Annotated in this window: 20 protein-coding genes; 19 read left to right on the top strand and 1 reads right to left on the bottom strand. The window is 65.2% G+C overall.

Translation table 11 applies throughout. From position 1 onward, the window contains the following. The first annotated feature begins 101 nt into the window (after positions 1–101). The 10 genes from hutH to GD429_RS10920 all read left to right on the top strand — a co-directional run bounded on the left by hutH (position 102) and on the right by GD429_RS10920 (position 12,615). Positions 102–1,625: a histidine ammonia-lyase gene (gene hutH, locus GD429_RS10870; protein WP_152856947.1), complete on the top strand. Its 1,524-nt coding sequence runs from the start codon at positions 102–104 to the stop codon at positions 1,623–1,625. A gap of 4 nt (positions 1,626–1,629) precedes the next feature. After that, entirely contained in the window at positions 1,630–2,325 is a 696-nt protein-coding gene (gene hutC, locus GD429_RS10875; protein WP_152856948.1) for a histidine utilization repressor, read from the top strand. 38 nt (positions 2,326–2,363) lie between these two features. Further along, positions 2,364–4,052, top strand: a complete 1,689-nt coding sequence (gene hutU, locus GD429_RS10880; protein WP_152856949.1) for a urocanate hydratase — start codon at positions 2,364–2,366, stop codon at positions 4,050–4,052. A gap of 2 nt (positions 4,053–4,054) precedes the next feature. Next, a complete protein-coding gene (locus GD429_RS10885) occupies positions 4,055–4,678 on the top strand; it encodes a HutD family protein (RefSeq protein ID WP_152856950.1) in 624 nt (207 codons plus the stop codon). A gap of 4 nt (positions 4,679–4,682) precedes the next feature. Continuing rightward, positions 4,683–5,906 carry an imidazolonepropionase gene (gene hutI, locus GD429_RS10890; protein ID WP_152856951.1) on the top strand — a complete coding sequence of 408 codons (1,224 nt, stop codon included), beginning with the start codon at positions 4,683–4,685 and terminating at the stop codon, positions 5,904–5,906. Between the two features lie 153 nt (positions 5,907–6,059). After that, entirely contained in the window at positions 6,060–7,436 is a 1,377-nt protein-coding gene (locus GD429_RS10895; RefSeq protein WP_152856952.1) for a formimidoylglutamate deiminase, read from the top strand. A gap of 59 nt (positions 7,437–7,495) precedes the next feature. Further along, complete coding sequence (hutG, locus tag GD429_RS10900; RefSeq protein WP_152856953.1) at positions 7,496–8,293, top strand: N-formylglutamate deformylase; 798 nt, start codon at positions 7,496–7,498, stop codon at positions 8,291–8,293. Positions 8,294–9,032: 739 nt separating this feature from the next. Continuing rightward, on the top strand, positions 9,033–9,839 hold the full coding sequence (locus tag GD429_RS10910) for a gamma-glutamyl-gamma-aminobutyrate hydrolase family protein (RefSeq protein WP_152856955.1): 807 nt from the start codon (positions 9,033–9,035) through the stop codon (positions 9,837–9,839). 12 nt (positions 9,840–9,851) lie between these two features. After that, complete coding sequence (locus GD429_RS10915; protein WP_152856956.1) at positions 9,852–11,189, top strand: glutamine synthetase family protein; 1,338 nt, start codon at positions 9,852–9,854, stop codon at positions 11,187–11,189. Positions 11,190–11,217: 28 nt separating this feature from the next. After that, a complete protein-coding gene (locus tag GD429_RS10920; protein ID WP_152856957.1) occupies positions 11,218–12,615 on the top strand; it encodes an aspartate aminotransferase family protein in 1,398 nt (465 codons plus the stop codon). Positions 12,616–12,819: 204 nt separating this feature from the next. On the opposite strand, the gene cysC is transcribed toward GD429_RS10920, so the two are convergent. Then, the gene (gene cysC, locus GD429_RS10925) at positions 12,820–13,362 is read right to left on the bottom strand and encodes an adenylyl-sulfate kinase (protein WP_152856958.1); all 543 of its coding nucleotides are present in this window, start codon (positions 13,360–13,362) and stop codon (positions 12,820–12,822) included. A gap of 480 nt (positions 13,363–13,842) precedes the next feature. On the opposite strand from cysC, the gene GD429_RS10930 reads away from it, so the two are divergent. The 9 genes from GD429_RS10930 (at position 13,843) to GD429_RS10970 (ending at position 19,603) form a co-directional block, all read left to right on the top strand. Beyond that, positions 13,843–14,061 carry a hypothetical protein gene (locus tag GD429_RS10930; RefSeq protein ID WP_152856959.1) on the top strand — a complete coding sequence of 73 codons (219 nt, stop codon included), beginning with the start codon at positions 13,843–13,845 and terminating at the stop codon, positions 14,059–14,061. A 273-nt stretch (positions 14,062–14,334) separates the two neighbouring features. After that, complete coding sequence (locus tag GD429_RS10935; protein WP_089484278.1) at positions 14,335–14,637, top strand: hypothetical protein; 303 nt, start codon at positions 14,335–14,337, stop codon at positions 14,635–14,637. Beyond that, a complete protein-coding gene (locus tag GD429_RS10940) occupies positions 14,621–15,463 on the top strand; it encodes a hypothetical protein (RefSeq protein ID WP_152856960.1) in 843 nt (280 codons plus the stop codon). The genes GD429_RS10935 and GD429_RS10940 overlap by 17 nt, the downstream gene beginning before the upstream one ends. Before the next feature lie 127 nt (positions 15,464–15,590). Then, positions 15,591–15,794 carry a helix-turn-helix transcriptional regulator gene (locus GD429_RS10945; RefSeq protein WP_089484276.1) on the top strand — a complete coding sequence of 68 codons (204 nt, stop codon included), beginning with the start codon at positions 15,591–15,593 and terminating at the stop codon, positions 15,792–15,794. 4 nt (positions 15,795–15,798) lie between these two features. Continuing rightward, positions 15,799–16,125, top strand: coding sequence for a hypothetical protein (locus GD429_RS10950; RefSeq protein ID WP_152856961.1), 327 nt, complete (start codon positions 15,799–15,801; stop codon positions 16,123–16,125). Then, on the top strand, positions 16,122–16,925 hold the full coding sequence (locus GD429_RS10955) for a toprim domain-containing protein (protein ID WP_152856962.1): 804 nt from the start codon (positions 16,122–16,124) through the stop codon (positions 16,923–16,925). Before GD429_RS10950 ends, GD429_RS10955 begins: the two co-directional genes overlap by 4 nt. Next, positions 16,915–18,213 (top strand): AAA family ATPase, encoded by a 1,299-nt coding sequence (locus GD429_RS10960; protein ID WP_152856963.1) that lies wholly within the window; start codon positions 16,915–16,917, stop codon positions 18,211–18,213. Before GD429_RS10955 ends, GD429_RS10960 begins: the two co-directional genes overlap by 11 nt. Beyond that, positions 18,210–18,641: a single-stranded DNA-binding protein gene (locus tag GD429_RS10965; protein WP_152856964.1), complete on the top strand. Its 432-nt coding sequence runs from the start codon at positions 18,210–18,212 to the stop codon at positions 18,639–18,641. The genes GD429_RS10960 and GD429_RS10965 overlap by 4 nt, the downstream gene beginning before the upstream one ends. Before the next feature lie 266 nt (positions 18,642–18,907). Then, entirely contained in the window at positions 18,908–19,603 is a 696-nt protein-coding gene (locus GD429_RS10970) for a hypothetical protein (RefSeq protein WP_152856965.1), read from the top strand. Positions 19,604–19,643 lie beyond the last annotated feature (40 nt).

Here is a 19,643-nt window from a genome sequence, read left to right on the forward strand (position 1 = left end):
GGAAACTCCCAAGTCGAAATCGGCGAAAAACGGGTTGTCTAGACAAGTTTGGCTGGCTACACTTCAATCCATTCCGAACTTGTCTAGACAGGATTGCTCACATGATTACGTTGACCCCCGGCCATCTGACCCTCCCGCAACTGCGCCGGATCGCGCGCGAATCCGTGCAACTGACGCTCGACCCGGCCAGCTTCGCGAAGATCGACGCCGGCGCGAAGGCCGTCGCCGACATCGCCGCGAAGGGCGAGCCGGCGTACGGCATCAACACGGGCTTCGGCCGCCTGGCCAGCACGCACATCCCGCACGACCAGCTCGAACTGCTGCAGAAGAACCTCGTGCTGTCGCACGCGGTCGGCGTCGGCGAGCCGATGGCGCGCTCGTCGGTGCGCCTGCTGATGGCGCTGAAGCTGTCGAGCCTCGGCCGCGGCCACTCGGGCATCCGCCGCGAAGTGATGGACGCGCTGATCAAGCTGTTCAACGCGGACGTGCTGCCGCTGATTCCGGTGAAGGGTTCGGTCGGCGCATCGGGCGACCTCGCGCCGCTCGCGCACATGTCGGCCGTGCTGCTCGGCGTCGGCGAAGTGTTCATCCGCGGCGAGCGTGCCAGCGCGCTCGACGGTCTGCGCGTCGCGGGCCTCGCGCCGCTGACGCTGCAGGCGAAGGAAGGCCTCGCGCTGCTGAACGGCACGCAGGCATCGACGGCGCTGGCGCTCGACAACATGTTCTCGATCGAAGACCTGTACCGCACCGCGCTCGTCGCGGGTGCGCTGTCGGTCGACGCGGCCGCCGGCTCGGTGAAGCCGTTCGACGCGCGCATCCACGAACTGCGCGGCCATCAAGGCCAGATCGACGCGGCCGCGTCGTACCGCGACCTGCTCGAAGGCTCGCCGATCAACCAGTCGCACCGCGACTGCGACAAGGTGCAGGATCCGTACAGCCTGCGCTGCCAGCCGCAGGTGATGGGCGCGTGCCTGGACCAGATGCGCCATGCGGCCGACGTGCTGCTGATCGAAGCGAACGCGGTGTCGGATAACCCGCTGATCTTCCCGGACACCGGCGAAGTGCTGTCGGGCGGCAACTTCCACGCCGAGCCGGTCGCGTTCGCAGCCGACAACCTCGCGCTGGCCGCAGCGGAAATCGGCGCGCTGGCCGAACGCCGCATCGCGCTGCTGATCGACGCGACGCTGTCGGGCCTGCCCCCGTTCCTCGTGAGGGACGGCGGCGTGAACTCGGGCTTCATGATCGCGCACGTGACGGCTGCCGCGCTGGCGTCGGAAAACAAGACGCTTGCCCACCCGGCGTCGGTCGACTCGCTGCCGACCTCGGCGAACCAGGAAGACCACGTGTCGATGGCGACGTTCGCCGCGCGCAAGCTCGCCGACATCGCGGACAACACGAAGCACATCCTCGCGATCGAACTGCTGGCCGCCGCGCAGGGCGTCGACCTGCGCGCGCCGTATCACACGAGCCCGAAGCTGGCGCCCGCGATGGAAGCGATCCGCGGCAAGGTTGCACACTACGAGCTCGACCACTACTTCGCGCCGGACATCGCGGCGATCGCGAAGCTCGTCGGCGAGCGCGCGTTCGCGAAGATCAGCCCGTTCTCGTTCGCATCGGAACAGTAAGCCCATGAGCGCGCCGGTCTACCAGGAGATCAAGGATTTCATCCTGGGCCGCATCCACGCCGGCGAGTGGGAGGAGGGCGACCAGGTGCCGTCCGAGAACGAGCTGGCGCGCGAGTTCAAGGTTGCGCGCATGACCGTCAACCGCGCGCTGCGCGAGTTGACGGCCGAGCAGGTGCTCACGCGCATGAAGGGCGCGGGAACCTACGTCGCGCGGCCGAAGTACGAATCGACGCTGGTGGCGATCCGCAGCATCTCGGAGGAGGTCGGCGCGCGCGGGCATGCGTATCACGCCAGTGTGCTCGGCCTCGAGACGGTCCGCGCCGACGAGGCGCTCGCCGACGAGATGCAGGTGGCCGTGCGCGCGAAGCTGTTTCATTCGCAGGTGCTGCACTTCGAGAACGACGAGCCGGTGCAGCTCGAAGAACGATGGGTGAATCCGGCGGTCGCGCCGGATTACGCCGAGCAGGATTTCACGAACACGACGCCGAACCTGTACCTGATGCGCGCGGCTCCGCTGCAGCGCGTCGAGTACCGGATCGAAGCGGCGGCCCCGGCGCCGGAGCGGCGCGAGCAGCTGCGGATGGACGACGTCGAGCCGTGTCTGGTTTTACATCGGCGCACCTGGTCGCAGGGCGTCGTCGCCTCGGTGGCGAATCTGTGGCATCCCGGCAGCCGTTATCGCTTCACCGGGCATTTCTGATTCCTATTTGATATTCATTTCCTTCGGGAGCAGTCGTCATGAACCATCCGAAACACATCGATCCCCGTCTCGATCCGACGCGCACGATCCGCGCGCCGCGCGGCAGCGAGAAGACCTGCAAGACCTGGCTGGCCGAAGCGGCCTACCGGATGATCCAGAACAACCTGGATCCGGAAGTCGCCGAGCACCCGCACGCGCTCGTCGTGTACGGCGGCATCGGCCGTGCCGCGCGCAACTGGGAATGCTACGACCAGATCCTCGCGTCGCTGAAGGATCTCGAAGAGAACGAGACGCTGCTGATTCAATCGGGCAAGCCGGTCGGTGTGTTCCGCACGCACAAGGATGCGCCGCGCGTGCTGCTCGCGAACTCGAACCTCGTGCCGCACTGGGCGACGTGGGATCACTTCCACGAACTCGACCGCAAGGGCCTGATGATGTACGGCCAGATGACGGCCGGCAGCTGGATCTACATCGGCAGCCAGGGCATCGTGCAGGGCACCTATGAAACGTTCTTCTCGGTCGCGAACCAGCACTTCAACGGCGATCCGTCGGGCCGCTGGATCCTGACGGGCGGCCTGGGCGGGATGGGCGGCGCGCAGCCGCTCGCCGCGACGATGGCGGGCTTCTCGATGATCGCGGTCGAATGCGACGAGACGCGCATCGACTTCCGCCTGAAGACGCGCTACGTCGACAAGAAGGCGACGACGCTCGACGAGGCGCTCGGCATGATCGACGAAGCGAAGCGCACGGGCAAGCCCGTGTCGATCGGCCTGCTCGGCAATGCGGCCGACGTGTTCGCGGAACTCGTCGAGCGCGGCATCACGCCGGATTGCGTGACCGACCAGACGAGCGCGCACGACCCGATCAACGGCTACCTGCCGCAGGGCTGGACCGTCGCGCAATGGCGCGAAGCGCAGAAGGTCGATCCGCAGAGCATCGTGAAGGTCGCGAAGCAGTCGATGGCCGTTCAGGTGCGCGCGATGCTCGCATTGCAGGACCGCGGCGCGGCGACGCTCGACTACGGCAACAACATCCGCCAGATGGCGCTGGAAATGGGCGTCGAGAACGCGTTCGACTTCCCGGGCTTCGTGCCGGCGTACATCCGCCCGCTGTTCTGCGAAGGCAAGGGCCCGTTCCGCTGGGTCGCGCTGTCCGGCGATCCGGAAGACATCTACAAGACCGACCAGAAGGTGAAGGAGCTGATCCCCGACGATCCGCACCTGCACAACTGGCTCGACATGGCACGCGAGCGCATCGCGTTCCAGGGCCTGCCCGCACGGATCTGCTGGGTCGGCGTGAAGGATCGCTACCGCCTCGGCCAGGCGTTCAACGAGATGGTGAAGAACGGCGAACTGAAGGCACCGATCGTGATCGGCCGCGACCACCTCGACACGGGGTCGGTCGCAAGCCCGAACCGCGAGACGGAATCGATGAAGGACGGTTCGGATGCGGTCAGCGACTGGCCGCTGCTGAATGCACTGCTGAACACGGCAGGCGGCGCATCGTGGGTGTCGCTGCACCATGGCGGCGGTGTCGGCATGGGCTTCTCGCAGCACTCGGGCGTCGTGATCGTCGCCGACGGTACGGCTGACGCGCACGAGCGTCTCGGTCGCGTGCTGCTGAACGATCCGGCAACGGGCGTGATGCGCCATGCGGATGCCGGCTACGAACTCGCGCAGCAGACGGCCCGCGAAGCCGGCCTGAAGCTGCCGATGCTCGGCCGCTGAGCATGACGGCGCTCGACCAGGCGCCGGTGAACGCGACGCTGGCCGCCGCGATGATCCGCGCCGCGGATCTCGTCGCGTTGCCGTGGAAGAACGGCGGCGGCGTGACGCGCGAGATCGGCGCCTTTCCGCCCGGCGCCGCGCTCGACGCATTTGCGTGGCGCGTGAGCGTCGCGGACGTCGGCACGGCCGGGCCGTTCTCGCGTTTCGACGGGATCGACCGCACGCTCGTGCTGCTGTCCGGCGCGGGCATGACGCTCGCCGAAGCGGGCGGTGCACGCCACGTGCTCGATACGCCGCTGGCGCGCGCGAATTTCGCGGGCGAGACGGCGATCGACGCGACGCTGCACGACGGCGCGACGCGCGACTTCAACCTGATGACGCGCCGTTCGGCCGCGCGCGGCGCGCTCGACGTATGGCGCGCAGGCGCACACCGCATCGAGCGTGCCGATACCGTGCTGCTGTTTTGCGCGGTCGGCGCGGTCGGCGTCGAAATCGACGGCACGCACTACGCACTGGAAGAAATGGACACGCTGCGGCTCGACGGGCCGCGGCGTGCGTTTGACGTCGTCGTGAGCGGGGGCGGCGCGCTGCTTGCCGTCTCGCTCGCCGTCGGCGAACGAGGCTGAACGCATGAAACCGACTGTCTGGCATCACCTGAGGCTGTGTCCGCACGGCCATCCCGACGAGACGATCGACGACGCGGCGATCGCCGTCGACGAAACCGGCACGATCGTCTGGCTCGGCGCGTTGTCCGCGCTGCCGCACGGTCATGCGCACTGGCAGCGCGAGGATCTGCACGGCGCGTGGGTGACGCCGGGCCTCGTCGACTGCCATACGCACCTCGTATATGGCGGCGCGCGCGCCGACGAATTCGCGCAGCGCCTCGCGGGTGTCAGCTACGAGGAAATCGCGCGGCAGGGCGGCGGGATCGTGTCGACGGTGCGCGCGACGCGCGCAGCCGACGAGACGACGCTGTTCGTGCAGGCCGCGGCGCGCCTGCAGCCGCTGCTCGCCGAAGGCGTGACCGCGATCGAGATCAAGTCGGGCTACGGGCTCGACCTCGCGAGCGAGCGCAAGATGCTGCGCGTCGCGCGCCAGCTCGGCGAGCGCTTCCCGGTCACCGTCTACACGACCTTCCTCGGCGCGCATGCGCTTCCGCCCGAATATGCGGGCCGCGCGGATGCGTACATCGACGAAGTGTGCGAACGGATGCTGCCGACGCTGGCCGACGAGGGGCTCGTCGACGCGGTCGACGTGTTCTGCGAACGCATCGGCTTTTCGCTCGCGCAGACCGAGCGCGTGTTCGAGGCCGCGACGCGGCGCGGTTTGCCCGTGAAGCTGCATGCGGAGCAACTGTCGAACGCGGGCGGCACGGCACTCGCCGCGCGCTATCGGGCACTGTCCGCCGACCACCTCGAATTTCTCGACGAAGCCGGCATCGAGGCGATGAAGGCGGCCGGTACGGTCGCCGTGCTGCTGCCCGGCGCGTACTACTTCATCCGCGAAACGCAAATGCCGCCGATCGCGCTGTTGCGCAAGCACGGCGTGCCGATCGCGCTCGCGACCGATCACAACCCGGGCACGTCGCCGCTCGAATCGCTGCTGCTGACGTTGAACATGGGCTGCACGCTGTTCCGCATGACGGTGCCCGAGGTGCTGCAGGGCGTCACGCGCCATGCGGCCGCGGCGCTCGGCCGCGCGGATCGGCACGGTGCGCTCGAGGTCGGCCGCCAGGCCGACTTCGCCGCATGGTCGGTCGGCTCGCTGTCGGAGCTTGCTTACTGGATCGGCCGGCCGCTGTGCGAGCGGGTCGTACGCGGCGGTACGACCGTGTTTCGCCGGATGAACGGATAGTTTTGCATGGGACCGGACCCAGCGCTGAAGCGTGTTGCGGTCCGGTCGACTACTACGGGGCATGAGCAAGCGCCGATACGCCGGCCCCTGCCAACCGTGGAATGGGACCAGACCAAACGCTGCGGCGTCGATTCTGGTCAATAAGGAATCGCAATGACCGACACCCTGTTGTTCGCGGACCATGCCTACCTGCCCGATGGCTGGCGCCGCAACGTGCTGCTGCGCTGGGACGCAACCGGCACGCTGACCGAAGTGACGCCCGACACCGACGCGCCGGCAGGCGTCGCGCGCGCGGCCGGGCCGGTGCTGCCCGGCATGCCGAACCTGCATTCGCACGCGTTCCAGCGCGCGATGGCAGGGCTCACCGAATACCGCGCGAATCCCGCCGACAGCTTCTGGAGCTGGCGCGACCTGATGTACCGTTTCGCACTGAAGATCACGCCCGACGCGCTCGCGGCGGTCGCGCGCTGGCTGTATGTCGAGATGCTCAAGTGCGGCTACACGTCGGTGTGCGAATTCCACTACGTGCATCACGCGCAGGACGGTTCGCGCTATCCGCAGATCGCGGAACTCGGCACGCGCGTGGTCGACGCCGCGCGCTCGGCCGGCATCGGCATCACGATGCTGCCCGTGTCGTACCAGTTCGCGGGCTTCGGCAACAAGCCGCCGCGCGACGACCAGCGCCGCTTCATCAACACGCCCGAAGGCCTGCTCGAACTGCTCGACGCCATGCGTCGCGCCGCGCCCGAGCACGGCGGGCTGCGCTACGGCGTCGCGCCGCACTCGCTGCGCGCGGTGTCCGAGAACGGGCTGCGCGCGCTGCTCGACGGGCTGCCCGACGACGCGCCCGTGCATATCCATATCGCCGAGCAGACGGCCGAAGTCGACGACTGCGTCCGTACATACGGTGCGCGCCCCGTGCAATGGCTGCTCGATCGCTTCGACGTCGATGCGCGCTGGTGCCTCGTGCACGCGACGCACATCGACGCGGCCGAAACCGCAGCGCTCGCGAAGCGTCGCGCGGTCGCCGGCCTGTGCCTGACGACCGAAGCAAACCTCGGCGACGGCGTGTTCCCGGCCGTCGACTATCTCGCGCAGGGCGGCGTGATAGGCGTCGGCTCGGACAGCCACGCATCGGTCGACTGGCGCGCGGAGCTGCGCCTGCTCGAATACGGGCAGCGGCTCGTGCACCGCGCGCGCAACGTGCTGGCGAGCGACACGCAGGCGCATGTCGCCGATCGCCTGTTCGATGCATCGCTCGCGGGCGGCGCGCAGGCCAGCGGGCGGCGCGTCGGTGCGCTGCGCGAAGGCTGCCGCGCCGACTGGCTCGTGCTCGATCCCGATCATCCGGCGATCGCCGAACACGGCAGCGCATCCTGGCTGTCGGGCGTCGTGTTCGCCGAGCACGGCGAGACACCCGTGCTCGACGTCTATACGGGCGGCGAGCGCGTCGTGAGCGGCCGCCGCCATCGCGACGAAGCCGTCGCGTATGCCGACTACCGCGCCGCGCTGGCGCAACTGCTGCGCTGACGCGCGGCAACCGGCGCACGCCGCATGCGTGCGCCGGCAGACTCTAACGGTGATGCGACATGACTGAACAACCGGCTGTATTCACGCTGAAGCAGGGCACGCTGCCGCTGCTGATCTCGATTCCGCACGCAGGCACGCACATCCCCGACGACATCGCCGCGACGATGACGCCCGACGCGCGCTTCGTCGACGATTGCGACTGGCATCTAGAGCGGCTGTACGGGTTCGCGGCGAGCCTCGGCGCATCGATCCTCGTGCCGTCGCATGCGCGTTACGTCGTCGACCTGAACCGTCCGCCCGATAACGAGAACCTGTATCCGGGGCAGGACACGACGGGGCTCGTGCCGGTCGATACGTTCGACAAGGCGCCGCTGTATCCGGCGAATGCGCTGCCCGGCAGCGACGAGATCATGCGTCGCCGCGACCTTTACTGGCGTCCATATCACGACGCGCTGCAACGCGAAGTCGCGCGCCTGAAGCGCGAGCACGGCCGCGTGCTCGTGTGGGAAGCGCATTCGATCCGCTCGCACGTGCCGCGCTTCTTCGAAGGCCGCCTGCCGGACTTCAACTTCGGCACGTCGGGCGGCGCGAGCGCGGCACCGGGTCTCGCGGAGGCGCTGGCCGAGCGCGTGCTCGCACATGGCGGTTATACGGCCGTCGCGAACGGGCGCTTCAAGGGCGGCTACATCACGCGTCACTACGGCGTACCCGACACCGGTGTCGAAGCCGTGCAGCTCGAGCTGTCGCAGATCACCTACATGGAAGAGACGCGCCCCTACGCGTACGACGAAGCGCGTGCAGCGCGGATCGTGCCGCTGCTGCAGACGCTCGTCGAAACCGCGCTCGCGCATCGCTGAGCACGGGCCACCCGCTTGCGGCGGCGCGGCGGAGCAATGGGCGGCCGTCCGTAGGCGCGCAGCGTGCGCACCGACGCAATGCACAACACGGCATCGATCCCGGCGATCGATGCCGTTTTTTTTGTCTGATCGATATCGTCATCGGCACCCGAAAATTTGACGCAATTCTTAGGTGATATAAGCTGAATGTCAGGAAGTCGTCGCGCGCGCACCGGCGGCGGAGCCATCGATCGTGGCCGCACCGCGCCGGAATCCGTTGCGACACCCCTTGCCGACGGGTCGCCGCGCGGCATTGCCGCATGCGCTTCACCGCGACACGTGTCCTGCATCCATCAGTCAGTCGAGTACGATCTTGAAAGCCGCCAGCCCTTCGATACGCCGGACGCGAAGTCCGTCGGCGGGCGCGCCGCCTCAGGCCGGGCCGATCCGGCATGCTGATCGCGGCACGCGTGCCGCCCTTTTACGCGAGCCTCGTTTCTTCGCTGTTTCCCATCGCGGCCTGCGCCGCTTCAACCTCGTGACCGCGCACGTGTTCAGCGCGGTGCAGTGCGACGGCAGCGCATCCTTGTTGCCCTAGCGTCCTTTTCCGCTTTCGTTCCGGGCCGCATCGCCTGTTGCCGCATCGTTCGCGCGGCGGGATCGCGCATGCGACGCATCCTGGCGCGCGCGTGCGGCGCAACCGCGGACCTTCATCGTCCCGCGCGCGAACGAGCTGCGCGCGATCACCGGAGAGGCGCCCATGCGTGCTCGCCCGATCGTAGCCGTCACCGCCGACCGCATCCTGCGCGGTGCGCATCCGAATCACACGGCGGGCGAGAAGTACCTTGCCGCGCTCGTCGACGGCGCAGGCGCGCTTGCGTTCGTGCTGCCCGCGCTCGGCGCGCGCCAGCCGGCCGATGCGATTGTCGCGGCGGTCGACGGGCTGCTGTTCACCGGCAGCTATTCGAACGTCGAGCCGCATCATTACGGCGGCACTGCGAGTGCGCCCGACACGCTGCACGATCCCGCGCGCGATGCGACCGCGCTGCCGCTGATCCGCGCGGCGATCGACGCGGGCGTGCCGGTGCTCGCGATCTGCCGCGGCATGCAGGAGCTGAACGTCGCGTACGGCGGCACGCTGCATCAGCGGCTGCACGCGACGACCGGCTTCGACGACCATCGCGAGCGGTTGGCCGATCCGCTCGAACGGCAGTACGGCCCCTCGCACGTCGTGCAGCTCGCGCCGGGCGGGCTGTTGCAGCGGGTCGCGCGCGGCGCGCACGACGCGATGGTCAATTCGCTGCACGACCAGGGCATCGCGCGTCTCGGCGCGGGGCTGGTCGTCGAAGCGAGCGCGCCCGACGGACTGGTCGAGGCCGTCAGCGTGCGCGGCGCGCGCGCGTTCGCGCTCGGCGTGCAGTGGCATCCCGAATGGCGCTTCGCGGAACAGCCGCTGTCGCGCGACATCTTCGCGGCATTCGGCGCGGCGTGCCGCGCGCACATGACGCACCGCATTCATGCGGCCGGCGGCGCGACGCCGTCGCCGGCCGCATCCGACGTCGACTGAAAGAGGCCGATCATGCAACCCGAACTGAGCGAATTCCTGCGACAACACCGTATCACCGAGGTCGAGGCGATCATTCCCGACATGGCCGGCATCGCGCGCGGCAAGATCATCCCGCGCAACAAATTCGAGTCCGGCGAATCGATGCGGCTGCCGCAGGCCGTGATGGTGCAGACCGTCACCGGCGACTATCCGGAGGACGGCTCGCTGACCGGCGTGACCGATCCCGACATGGTGTGCGTGCCCGATCCGTCGACGATCTGCCTGATTCCGTGGGCTGTCGATCCGACCGCGCAGGTGATCCACGACTGCGTGCATTTCGACGGCTCTCCCGTCGAGATCTCGCCGCGCTACGTGCTGCGCCGCGTGCTCGACCTGTACAACGCGAAGGGCTGGAAACCCGTGGTCGCACCGGAACTCGAGTTCTATCTGGTCGACATGAACGCCGATCCCGACCTGCCGCTGCGTCCGCCCGTCGGCCGCACGGGGCGCGCGGAGACCGGCCGCCAGTCGTATTCGATCGAGGCCGTCAACGAGTTCGATCCGCTGTTCGAGGACATCTACGAGTACTGCGAGATGCAGGGCCTCGATATCGAGACGCTGATCCACGAAGTCGGCGCCGCGCAGATGGAGATCAACTTCGTGCACGGCGACGCGCTGCCGCTGGCCGACCAGGTGTTCCTGTTCAAGCGCACGGTGCGTGAGGCGGCGCTGCGTCACAACATGTACGCGACGTTCATGGCCAAGCCGATGGAAAACGAGCCCGGTTCCGCGATGCATATCCACCAGAGCCTTGCCGATGCGCGCACGGGGCGCAACCTGTTCGCCGACGAAGACGGCGCCGTGTCGCCGCTGTTCCGCAGCTATCTCGCGGGGCTGCAGAAATACACGCCGGCGCTGATGCCGATCTTCGCGCCGTACATCAACTCGTATCGCCGGCTGTCGCGCTTCATGGCCGCACCGATCAACGTGCAGTGGGGCTACGACAACCGCACGGTCGGCTTCCGCATCCCGCAGTCGAGCCCGGTGGCTCGACGCATCGAGAACCGGATTCCGGGCGTCGACTGCAACCCGTACCTCGCGTTCGCGGCGACGCTCGCCGCCGGCTATCTCGGCATGACGCAGCAGCTTGCGCCGACCGAGCCGATCGCATCGGACGGCTACAACCTGCCGTACCAGCTGCCGCGCAATCTCGAGGAAGGCATCTCGCTGATGGCCGCGTGCGAGCCGCTCGCCGGCATCCTCGGCGACAAGTTCGTGAAGGCCTACCTGGCGTTGAAGGAAACCGAATACGAAGCGTTCTTCCGCGTGATCAGTTCGTGGGAACGCCGGCATCTGCTGCTGCACGTATGAGCTTGCGGCACGGTTTTACGGAGGAAACATGACCGATCGAAACGAAGCCGTTTCACCGCGACCGGCCGCGCACACGACCGCCGAATACCGCGCGCTCGACGCCGCGCACCACATCCACCCGTTCTCGGACATGGGTGCGCTGAACCGCGCGGGCAGCCGCGTGATCGTGAAGGCCGACGGCGTCTACCTGTGGGACTCGGACGGCAACAAGGTCGTCGACGGGATGGCCGGCCTCTGGTGCGTGAACGTCGGCTACGGCCGCAAGGAACTCGCCGACGCCGCGTATCGCCAGATGCAGGAACTGCCGTTCTACAACACGTTCTTCAAGACGACACACCCGCCGGTGATCGAGCTTTCCGCGATGCTCGCGGAAGTGACGCCCGCCGGCTTCAACCACTTCTTCTATTGCAACAGCGGCTCGGAAGGCAACGACACCGTGCTGCGCCTCGTGCACCAGTACTGGCGCGTGCAGGGCAAGCCGCAGAAGAAGTACGTGATCTCGCGAAAGAACGGTTATCACGGCTCGACGATCGCGGGCGCCACGCTCGGCGGGATGGGCTACATGCACGAGCAGATGCCGTCGAAGGTCGAGCACATCGTGCATATCGATCAACCGTATTTCTTCGGCGAAGCGCAGCCGGGCGAGACGCCCGAGGCGTTCGGCCTCGCGCGTGCGCAGCAGCTCGAAGCGAAGATTCTCGAGCTCGGCGCGGAGAACGTCGCGGCGTTCATCGGCGAGCCGTTCCAGGGCGCGGGCGGCGTGATCTTCCCGCCGTCGACGTACTGGCCGGAAATCCAGCGGATCTGCCGCAAGTACGACATCCTGCTGGCCGCCGACGAGGTGATCGGCGGCTTCGGCCGCACCGGCGAATGGTTCGCACACCAGCACTTCGGCTTCGAGCCGGACCTGATCACGATGGCGAAGGGCCTCACGTCGGGTTATGTGCCGATGGGCGCGGTCGGCATTCACGAGCGGGTGGCGCGGCCGATCATCGACAACGGCGAATTCAACCACGGCCTCACGTACTCGGGTCACCCGGTGGCCGCGGCCGTCGCGGTCGCGAACCTGAAAGTGCTGCGCGACGAAGGGATCGTCGAGCGCGTGAAGAACGACATCGGGCCGTATTTCCAGCGCCGGCTGCGCGACGCGCTGGGCGACCATCCGATCGTCGGGGAGATCGCGGGAACGGGGTTGGTCGCGGGCGTTCAGCTTGCGCGCGACCGCGGCCGGCGCGAGCGGTTCGGCGCGGATGTCGATATCGGCACGATCTGCCGCGACTTCTGCTTCAACGGCAACCTGATCATGCGCGCGACGGGTGACCGGATGCTGCTGTCGCCGCCGCTCGTGATCCGCGAGGCGGAGGTCGACGAGATCGTCGACAAGGCGACGCGTGCGTTCGACGCGACGGCGGAGCGGGTGGGGTAGTCGCGCGACGATGGACCCGGCGCTTGCGTGGAGCAGATTGCGTCTTTTTCGACGGAGATTCGAGATTTTCGCCAGGCCGGACCGGCGGGCGGTTCCGGGCGATGCTGTCTGGGGTTCCCGGCACCGGGCCGGCCTCTGAAGCCGGTCCGATCGCCGGGAAGTGAACAGCGCGCCGCCCGGATGTGCAATGACGACGGACCGGGATTATGCGTGCGTGAGGCGCTGCCGCTCGAAATCCATGACGAGCGCTACCGAAGAGGCGATATCCATCGTTCCAGTTTCAACGATGAGATCGGGAGCGGTTGGTACTTCGTATGGATCCGAGATGCCGGTAAATTGCGTCGTCTGGCCGGTGATCGCTTTTGCGTAAAGCTTCTTCGGATCACGTGCGGAACAGGTCGCGATATCGGTTTTCAAGTAGATCTCGACGAACCGGTCCTCACCGACAATTTGCCGTGCCCGCCGCCGGTCGGCTTCGTAAGGCGAGATCAGCGCGACGATTACGGTAAAACCCTGGGCATTGAGTAGTTTCGCGATTTCGGCGGTGCGACGACAGTTTTCGGTGCGATCTTCTCGCGTGAAGCCGAGATCGGGAGAAACGCCCGCCCGCAATTCGTCTCCGTCGAGTATGCATGTCGGAATATCGCGCGCGCGCAACTGCCTGGCAATTTCGCGCGAGAGGGTTGACTTGCCGGCGCCGCTCAGACCGGTAAGCCACAGTGTGTAGTCATTCTTCTCTGATGACATGGGTATGCAATCTCTATCGCCAGCTCACCATCGCAAGTCGTGATTCCGTGCCTGAATGCGATGCCGATTCGGCCGGCTGTTATATGGCGCAACGATTCTATGCATCCGTATTTCGGCAGATGTTACATAAAAATTACCAAAAATTACGCTGGCGATTTTCGTTCTTTCGTGCCGAAAGCAGGGTGATGGTTGAATGAAATATCTGAGCATTGTGCGGATGCCGGAAGGTGGATGGCGCCGGTCCTGCGGTGCTTGTTTGGCGAAGAAATAGGGTGTTTTGCGACTGATGGTCGATTTGTCTGATTTGTATCGCCGACGCAAGCTATTCGTGTTTGACGAATTGCGCCGCATCAGTTGTCAGGCAACATTTACGCAAGGTCGTTCTTGGGGAGGATTTCGATTGGCGGTATCTCGCTATTGTCCGGAAATCGCACGGCTTCGACGAGTTTGCCGGGCCGGCATTGATATCCTGCAGGTCGCATGAACGCGACGGCAACTGCAGCGAGCCTGCCGGTCGAGTTCGAGGCAACGGATTCGTCTCGAGCGTATGCCGCCAGTCGAGATGGGCGGGCAGCGTATGCCGGGCGCCAAAACGAAAAGGGCCTGCGTCGTGAGACGCAGGCCCTTGAATTCTTTGGTGGCGGTACTTCCCTTGAATTGATGGACGTGTTCCTTTCTCTGCAAGCGGGAGATAGTTGATAGGCTGAGACATACCCCCAAAAGTACCCCCGGATGTCACGCGCTGCGTCCCTCGTGCGCACTTGGATGCGTTCTTCGTTGTTGTCATTCCTACTACAAGTCTTGAGCAGGGCCAGCCTTCCTTGGTACTGTACGGACGGGCGCAATGGACTGTGCCGGCCATTGTCGCCCCTGTGGCTGGGCGAGCGGTCGTGCCCGGCTGTTCCGCCAAGACCGGTCCCCTTGCCGGGCGGGCGCGGTTTCTAACCCAAGGGTCTTGCGTGTGGGAGCGCAATGGGCATCAAAGAAGATTTGGCCGAACGGGAAGCGAGCTTTGTGAGCCTCCGCAAGATCCTTGAGGGGTTGTGTGCAGCGCAAGCAGTAAGCCTCAAGGATGCCGCCACGTGGCTTTCGGAAGAGTTGTACAACGCGCACGCAATTGAGCTACCTGAATGGTATGAACTTGCACCGGGGCGGGGCTTGCTCCAAATCAGTGGAAATCGTGTCGCAGATGCCCAACGCGCACTGCAATACGTGATTACCCACGGGACATTTGCACCGGATTGGGAGCTCGACCCAGATGACATACCGTTCTGATTACGACCGTTTGGGTTTCAAAGTAGACGCGATCTATGAGTTCCTTGCCGACCGTGGAATCGTTCTTGAACGGTCTGAAGGAGCCGGGCACGATGTCGAACAGGTCGAAACGTCCGTCGCTGTTTGGTCCAAGCCGTTTATCGGTCGGTATCAAGTTTCTCTTCGCTGGGCAGCGGCGATTCTCGCCGGGATTGACCTTGATGCATCGGGATTTATCAGCGACGACGAAGGTGCAGAAATCGGCAAGTGGCAAGATGCCTTGATCGATGCCATCGAACATCAGGAAATCGCCGCCGGAAGTTGGGGCGCTGATCGAGGCGAACAGATGCTGTCGCATGACGATATCCGCGCATGGTGCGCTAGTCGCGGGCACGTCTGGCCGATTCCCGAGCCGAATCCGAAACCGACCACTGACGCGGAGCTGTTGGAGCGATTGCGCGTTGCCGAAGCGGAATGCGCAAGCTTGAAACGCCAACTGACTCAAGCGTCGGCCATCACTGACGACCGCACGCAGCTTCGCGAGCAGATTGACGCGCTGAACGGTGTCGTATCGAACCTGACGGCGTCGCTTGACGCAGCGAACGCGAAGATTCAAGTGCTTGAGGTCGATCAATTGCAGGGCAAAAGTCGGACGATGGCGCTCAAGCTTATCGGCGGTCTCACCGTGACCGGGCACGGGCTCGATATTCACGCTGATCGACTCGACGGTATCGGGGAAATCCTGTCGGACTTGGCCGGTATCGGTGTCAGCGTCAGCGAGCAGACGTTGCGCGACCGCCTCAAGGAAGCAGCCCAATACATCGACCGGCGCAACCCCAACCCCTGACGCGCCCGTGTCCTAAACCCCAATATTGGGAACGCTGAACCCCAATATTGGGTTCTTTCCGTTTGTTCGTCTCTAGCCTTGGTTCCGTGTACCGGGAATGGCCCGGAACGTACTTACGGAGCCCCAAATGGCCGAGATCATCAAACAGGCGCTCGTCCGCCGCAAGCAGGTCGAGATTGAAACTGGCCTGCCTCGTTCCTCGATTTACGCGAAGATGCGAGCCGGCACGTTCCCGCGAAACGTCCGTATCGGCACTCGTTCGGTCGCATGGCGGCGCGTTGATGTTGATGCGTGGATCGCTGATCCGGCCGGCTATCGCGTCGAGGGCTGAGGCGATGAAAAAGAAAAACGCCCGCCAACCGAAGCCGACGAGCGCGAACCAACGCAGCAAGTTTACCGGAACGAAAAACCCCCGTCACCTGCGCGCGCTGACTGTGCTGCAACGCCGCCCGATGCCGCGTGAAGAACTCGACCATTTCACCGGCTGCTCGAATTCCCCCGCTCTCATCGCAAGCCTGCGCGCAAAGGGCCTCGCGTTGCCGTGTGTGCGGGTCCCGTACATCGACCGCGACGGATGTGAAGTGCGTCGCGGCGTGTATCGCCTCACGACCACCGACCGCCGCAAGGTCGCCCGCTGGCTCAACGCGCGGGAGGTCGCATGAGCGCGATTGCATGGAGCCATTACGCGACCGGTAACTACCGCGTGAGTTGCCCCGTTTGCGGGCGCGGCGAACGCGACAAGACGCTCGGATTGACCATCGCCGCAAGCGGTGCGGGCGTCGCGCACTGTTTCCGCTGCGACTACACCGAAACGTACCGCCCCGAACGTGGTGTGTACGGCTCGGCGCATAGCATGGCGCGCACTCCGGTCGTTACGCCATTCGTGAAGCATCACGCCCTGTCTGACTATGGGCTCGACCTTTGGAACGCGTGTCGCGTCGTTTCTTGGGATGCGCTGGCCTATCTCAACGCTCGCCACTGCCGCATCCCGCCGACCGATGGCGATTTGCGCTGGCATCCGTCGCTGAAGCATCCGAACGGCTATGCCGGCCCGGCGCTCGTCGGGCTCGTGACGCACGCGGTAACGCGCGAATCCATGACCTTGCACAAAACATGGATTCGGACCGATGGCCGCAAGGCTGAAGTTGATCCGCCGCGCCTGTTGCTCGGCGGGCATCGCAAGGCGGGTGGCGTCATTCGCTTGTGGCCCGACGAGGCCGTAACGAGCGGGCTCGGCATCGCGGAAGGCATCGAAACGGCGCTGTCGCTCGCGCACGGCTATGCGCCGGTTTGGGCATGCATCGATGCGGGCAACCTGCAGGCGCTCCCGGTGCTGGCCGGAATTGAATCGCTGATCATCGCTGTAGACGATGACTCGGCGGGCAAGGTCGCCGCCGCTGCGTGCGCGCAACGCTGGTCCAACGCGGGCCGCGAAGTTGTAGAGGTGAGCTATGGGACTTGACCTGAACGACCTTGCCGTGAGCGGCGGCGCAGAGGCCGTTCAACTGGCCATTGCGAACGGCAAGCACGCTCAGAAAACTGAGCCGGTGCGGGATGGCGTGATTCTCGTCAACGGTTCCGACCTGAAGCCGGAACCGATTAGCTGGCTGTGGTACGAGTGGCTCGCTCGCGGCAAAGTGCACATTCTCGCGGGTCCGCCGGGACAGGGTAAAACCACGATTGCGCTCGGACTGGCCGCGACGGTGACATGCGGCGGATGCTGGCCGGACGGCTCGCAATGCGAACATGGAAACGTGCTCATTTGGTCGGGCGAGGACGACCCCGCGGATACGCTGCTGCCCCGCCTGTTGGCATCGGGTGGCGACCGGAACCGGATTTACTTCGTGACGGGCGCGCGCGTAAACGGCGAAGTGCATTCGTTCGATCCGGCGCGCGACATGCTGGCGTTTCAGGAAGCAGCCGACCGAATCGGTAACATTCGCCTGATTATCGTTGACCCAATCGTGTCCGCTGTGACCGGCGACTCACACAAAAACACGGAAACGCGCCGCGCGCTGCAACCGCTGGTTGACCTTGCAGCTAGCATGCGCGCCGCCCTCATCGGCATCACGCATTTCAGCAAGGGTGGTCAAGGTGCCGACCCGGCGCAACGTCTCAACGGCTCGATTGCGTTCGCTGGTGTGCCCCGGGTGGTGATGGTGGCCGCCAAGGTGAAGTCGGAAGAGGACGACGACCGCCGCATTTTTGCCCGAGCGAAGTCGAACATCGGACCGGATGGCGGCGGATTTGAATATCGCCTACAACAGTCCGAACCGTTGCCAGGAATTTCCGCCTCGTCAATCGCATGGGGCAAACCGGTGGAGGGTACGGCGCGCGAACTGCTCACCGATCCGAATGAGGAAACCCGAGAAGATGAAAGCGCGCTTTCGAAGGCGGTCGAATTCCTGCGTGCGGCGCTGCGCGAAGATATGGTTCCGAGCAAGGCGGTAGAAGCCGAAGCGAAGCTCGCGGGTATCGCCGGTCGCACCTTGCGCCGAGCCTCTGAAGAGCTTCAGGTGAAAAAGCGTCCCGGCGTGGGGGGAAAATGGTACTGGAGCTTGCCGAAGAAGGCTAAACCCGACACCGTCCCGTCCACACACAACAGCATGGCCAATATGGACAACATGAACAACTTTGGCCAAGTTGGTCAAGATGGACAACAGGATGTTGACCAAGTTGTCCACGTGTCCAACGTATCCGACGTGGACAAGTCGTTGGGCAACACCCCGCAAACCGGAGAGCAACAATGATCGACGGTCTTATTGCAGGCAAAATGCTCGGAAAAGCGACCGAGCGCACGGGCGCGACCGGCAGGTCGTTCGTCACGGCGAAGGTGCGCGCTGCCGTTAGTGACGGCGAAGCGCTATTCGTGAACGTGATTGCATTCTCGGACGGCGCGAAGGCCGGTCTGATGGCACTCGATGACGGCGATTCCGTCGCGCTGGCCGGCACGTTGACCCCGAAGGTTTGGACCGACCGAAGCGGCGACGCTAAACCGGCGCTCGACATGGTCGCGCACGCCGTGCTGACCGCTTACCACGTGAAGCGCAAGCGGGCCACTATGCAAGGTTCGAACGACGGTGACGAACGCGGGAGCGGGCGGCCGGCTATGGACGGTTCCGGACAAGCAACGGCCTTCTACCGCGGCGACACGTCGGATATGCAAGACGATTTGTAGGCGCGGGGCAGCCCGTACTGTGAAGGTGTTTTGCCTAAGTAAATAGGAATGCGAAATTATGAAAGTATCTGTACCGAAAAGGCTTCTGGAGCGGTTGCATTTTGACGCCGCGCATGGCAGTTACAGCATTCTCCTTTGGCCCGGTCCGGACGGCCGGGCGCCATACCAAGTTGTAAAGCCCGGTCCGGTGAAGTACCGCGTCGAAATTTGTCCCGAAGATTACATCGTCTTGATCCCGCGCTAACGCGCCTTTTTGGAGAATGGCTATGAACCCGTTGAAGCGCCCCTTGCCCGAACGCCTCGAAGCCCTTGAAGCGCTCGCTAACGATGCCGGCCTCACCGGCGAACTTGAGGCGAAACAGCGCGCCAAGGTTGACGAGCGCCGAGCGGAACTGGCGCACGAACTGAAGTCGCTGCCGGACCGGAAACGCGAACGGTCCGCGTTGACCACTGAGGCCGAACGCGCGGCTGTTGCCTTCGCTGCGGCGAAGGCTGCATGTTACGAAGCTGAAAAGTCGATGCTTGAAACGCGCGGCCGCCTCGCGGTTTGGACGATGGCTGATAGCGGCGCGCGCGAACGCATCCTGACCGAACTCGAACGCACCGCGCCGCCCGAAGTCGGCGAGGCGCTCGACGAATTGTCGAGCGCCGATGATTTGTTGCGCGCCGCAGTTCGGACCGACGTATTCACGGAGAAGAACTGGCTGGGCGCTCGCGTCGGCAATGTCACGACGAACATGCCCCAAATCAAGGCGGCTCGCGCGAAAATCGCCGAGGCACAACGCGACGTTCGCGCGCTTGTTCATGACGGGTCGATTCCAAGCGAGGAACTGGTATCGCGGGTACGGATGCTCGTAGATGCGGCGCTCGAACCGCTGTTCGACTTCGTGTCGCGTCAGAAGTGGGAAACTCGCCGTTCGCGACCGCATAGCGACCTGTTGGCCGAAGTCGCAGGCTCCTAAGCTGGACATCGGCAGGCGGCATGCTTCGACGGCATGTGCC

This window comes from Burkholderia sp. BE17 (genome assembly GCF_009362305.1).
In the GTDB taxonomy this organism is placed as follows: domain Bacteria; phylum Pseudomonadota; class Gammaproteobacteria; order Burkholderiales; family Burkholderiaceae; genus Burkholderia; species Burkholderia pyrrocinia_C.

Coding starts and splice junctions, on each gene's coding strand:
- hutC (WP_152856948.1), top strand. CDS start 1,630: ATGAGCGCGCCGGTCTACCAGGAGATCAAGGATTTCATCCTGGGCCGC.
- GD429_RS10910 (WP_152856955.1), top strand. CDS start 9,033: ATGCGTGCTCGCCCGATCGTAGCCGTCACCGCCGACCGCATCCTGCGC.
- hutU (WP_152856949.1), top strand. CDS start 2,364: ATGAACCATCCGAAACACATCGATCCCCGTCTCGATCCGACGCGCACG.
- GD429_RS10920 (WP_152856957.1), top strand. CDS start 11,218: ATGACCGATCGAAACGAAGCCGTTTCACCGCGACCGGCCGCGCACACG.
- GD429_RS10970 (WP_152856965.1), top strand. CDS start 18,908: ATGAACCCGTTGAAGCGCCCCTTGCCCGAACGCCTCGAAGCCCTTGAA.
- hutH (WP_152856947.1), top strand. CDS start 102: ATGATTACGTTGACCCCCGGCCATCTGACCCTCCCGCAACTGCGCCGG.
- hutI (WP_152856951.1), top strand. CDS start 4,683: ATGAAACCGACTGTCTGGCATCACCTGAGGCTGTGTCCGCACGGCCAT.
- hutG (WP_152856953.1), top strand. CDS start 7,496: ATGACTGAACAACCGGCTGTATTCACGCTGAAGCAGGGCACGCTGCCG.
- GD429_RS10950 (WP_152856961.1), top strand. CDS start 15,799: ATGAAAAAGAAAAACGCCCGCCAACCGAAGCCGACGAGCGCGAACCAA.
- GD429_RS10945 (WP_089484276.1), top strand. CDS start 15,591: ATGGCCGAGATCATCAAACAGGCGCTCGTCCGCCGCAAGCAGGTCGAG.
- GD429_RS10895 (WP_152856952.1), top strand. CDS start 6,060: ATGACCGACACCCTGTTGTTCGCGGACCATGCCTACCTGCCCGATGGC.
- GD429_RS10915 (WP_152856956.1), top strand. CDS start 9,852: ATGCAACCCGAACTGAGCGAATTCCTGCGACAACACCGTATCACCGAG.
- GD429_RS10965 (WP_152856964.1), top strand. CDS start 18,210: ATGATCGACGGTCTTATTGCAGGCAAAATGCTCGGAAAAGCGACCGAG.
- GD429_RS10885 (WP_152856950.1), top strand. CDS start 4,055: ATGACGGCGCTCGACCAGGCGCCGGTGAACGCGACGCTGGCCGCCGCG.
- GD429_RS10940 (WP_152856960.1), top strand. CDS start 14,621: ATGACATACCGTTCTGATTACGACCGTTTGGGTTTCAAAGTAGACGCG.
- cysC (WP_152856958.1), bottom strand. CDS start 13,362: ATGTCATCAGAGAAGAATGACTACACACTGTGGCTTACCGGTCTGAGC.
- GD429_RS10955 (WP_152856962.1), top strand. CDS start 16,122: ATGAGCGCGATTGCATGGAGCCATTACGCGACCGGTAACTACCGCGTG.
- GD429_RS10930 (WP_152856959.1), top strand. CDS start 13,843: ATGAACGCGACGGCAACTGCAGCGAGCCTGCCGGTCGAGTTCGAGGCA.
- GD429_RS10960 (WP_152856963.1), top strand. CDS start 16,915: ATGGGACTTGACCTGAACGACCTTGCCGTGAGCGGCGGCGCAGAGGCC.
- GD429_RS10935 (WP_089484278.1), top strand. CDS start 14,335: ATGGGCATCAAAGAAGATTTGGCCGAACGGGAAGCGAGCTTTGTGAGC.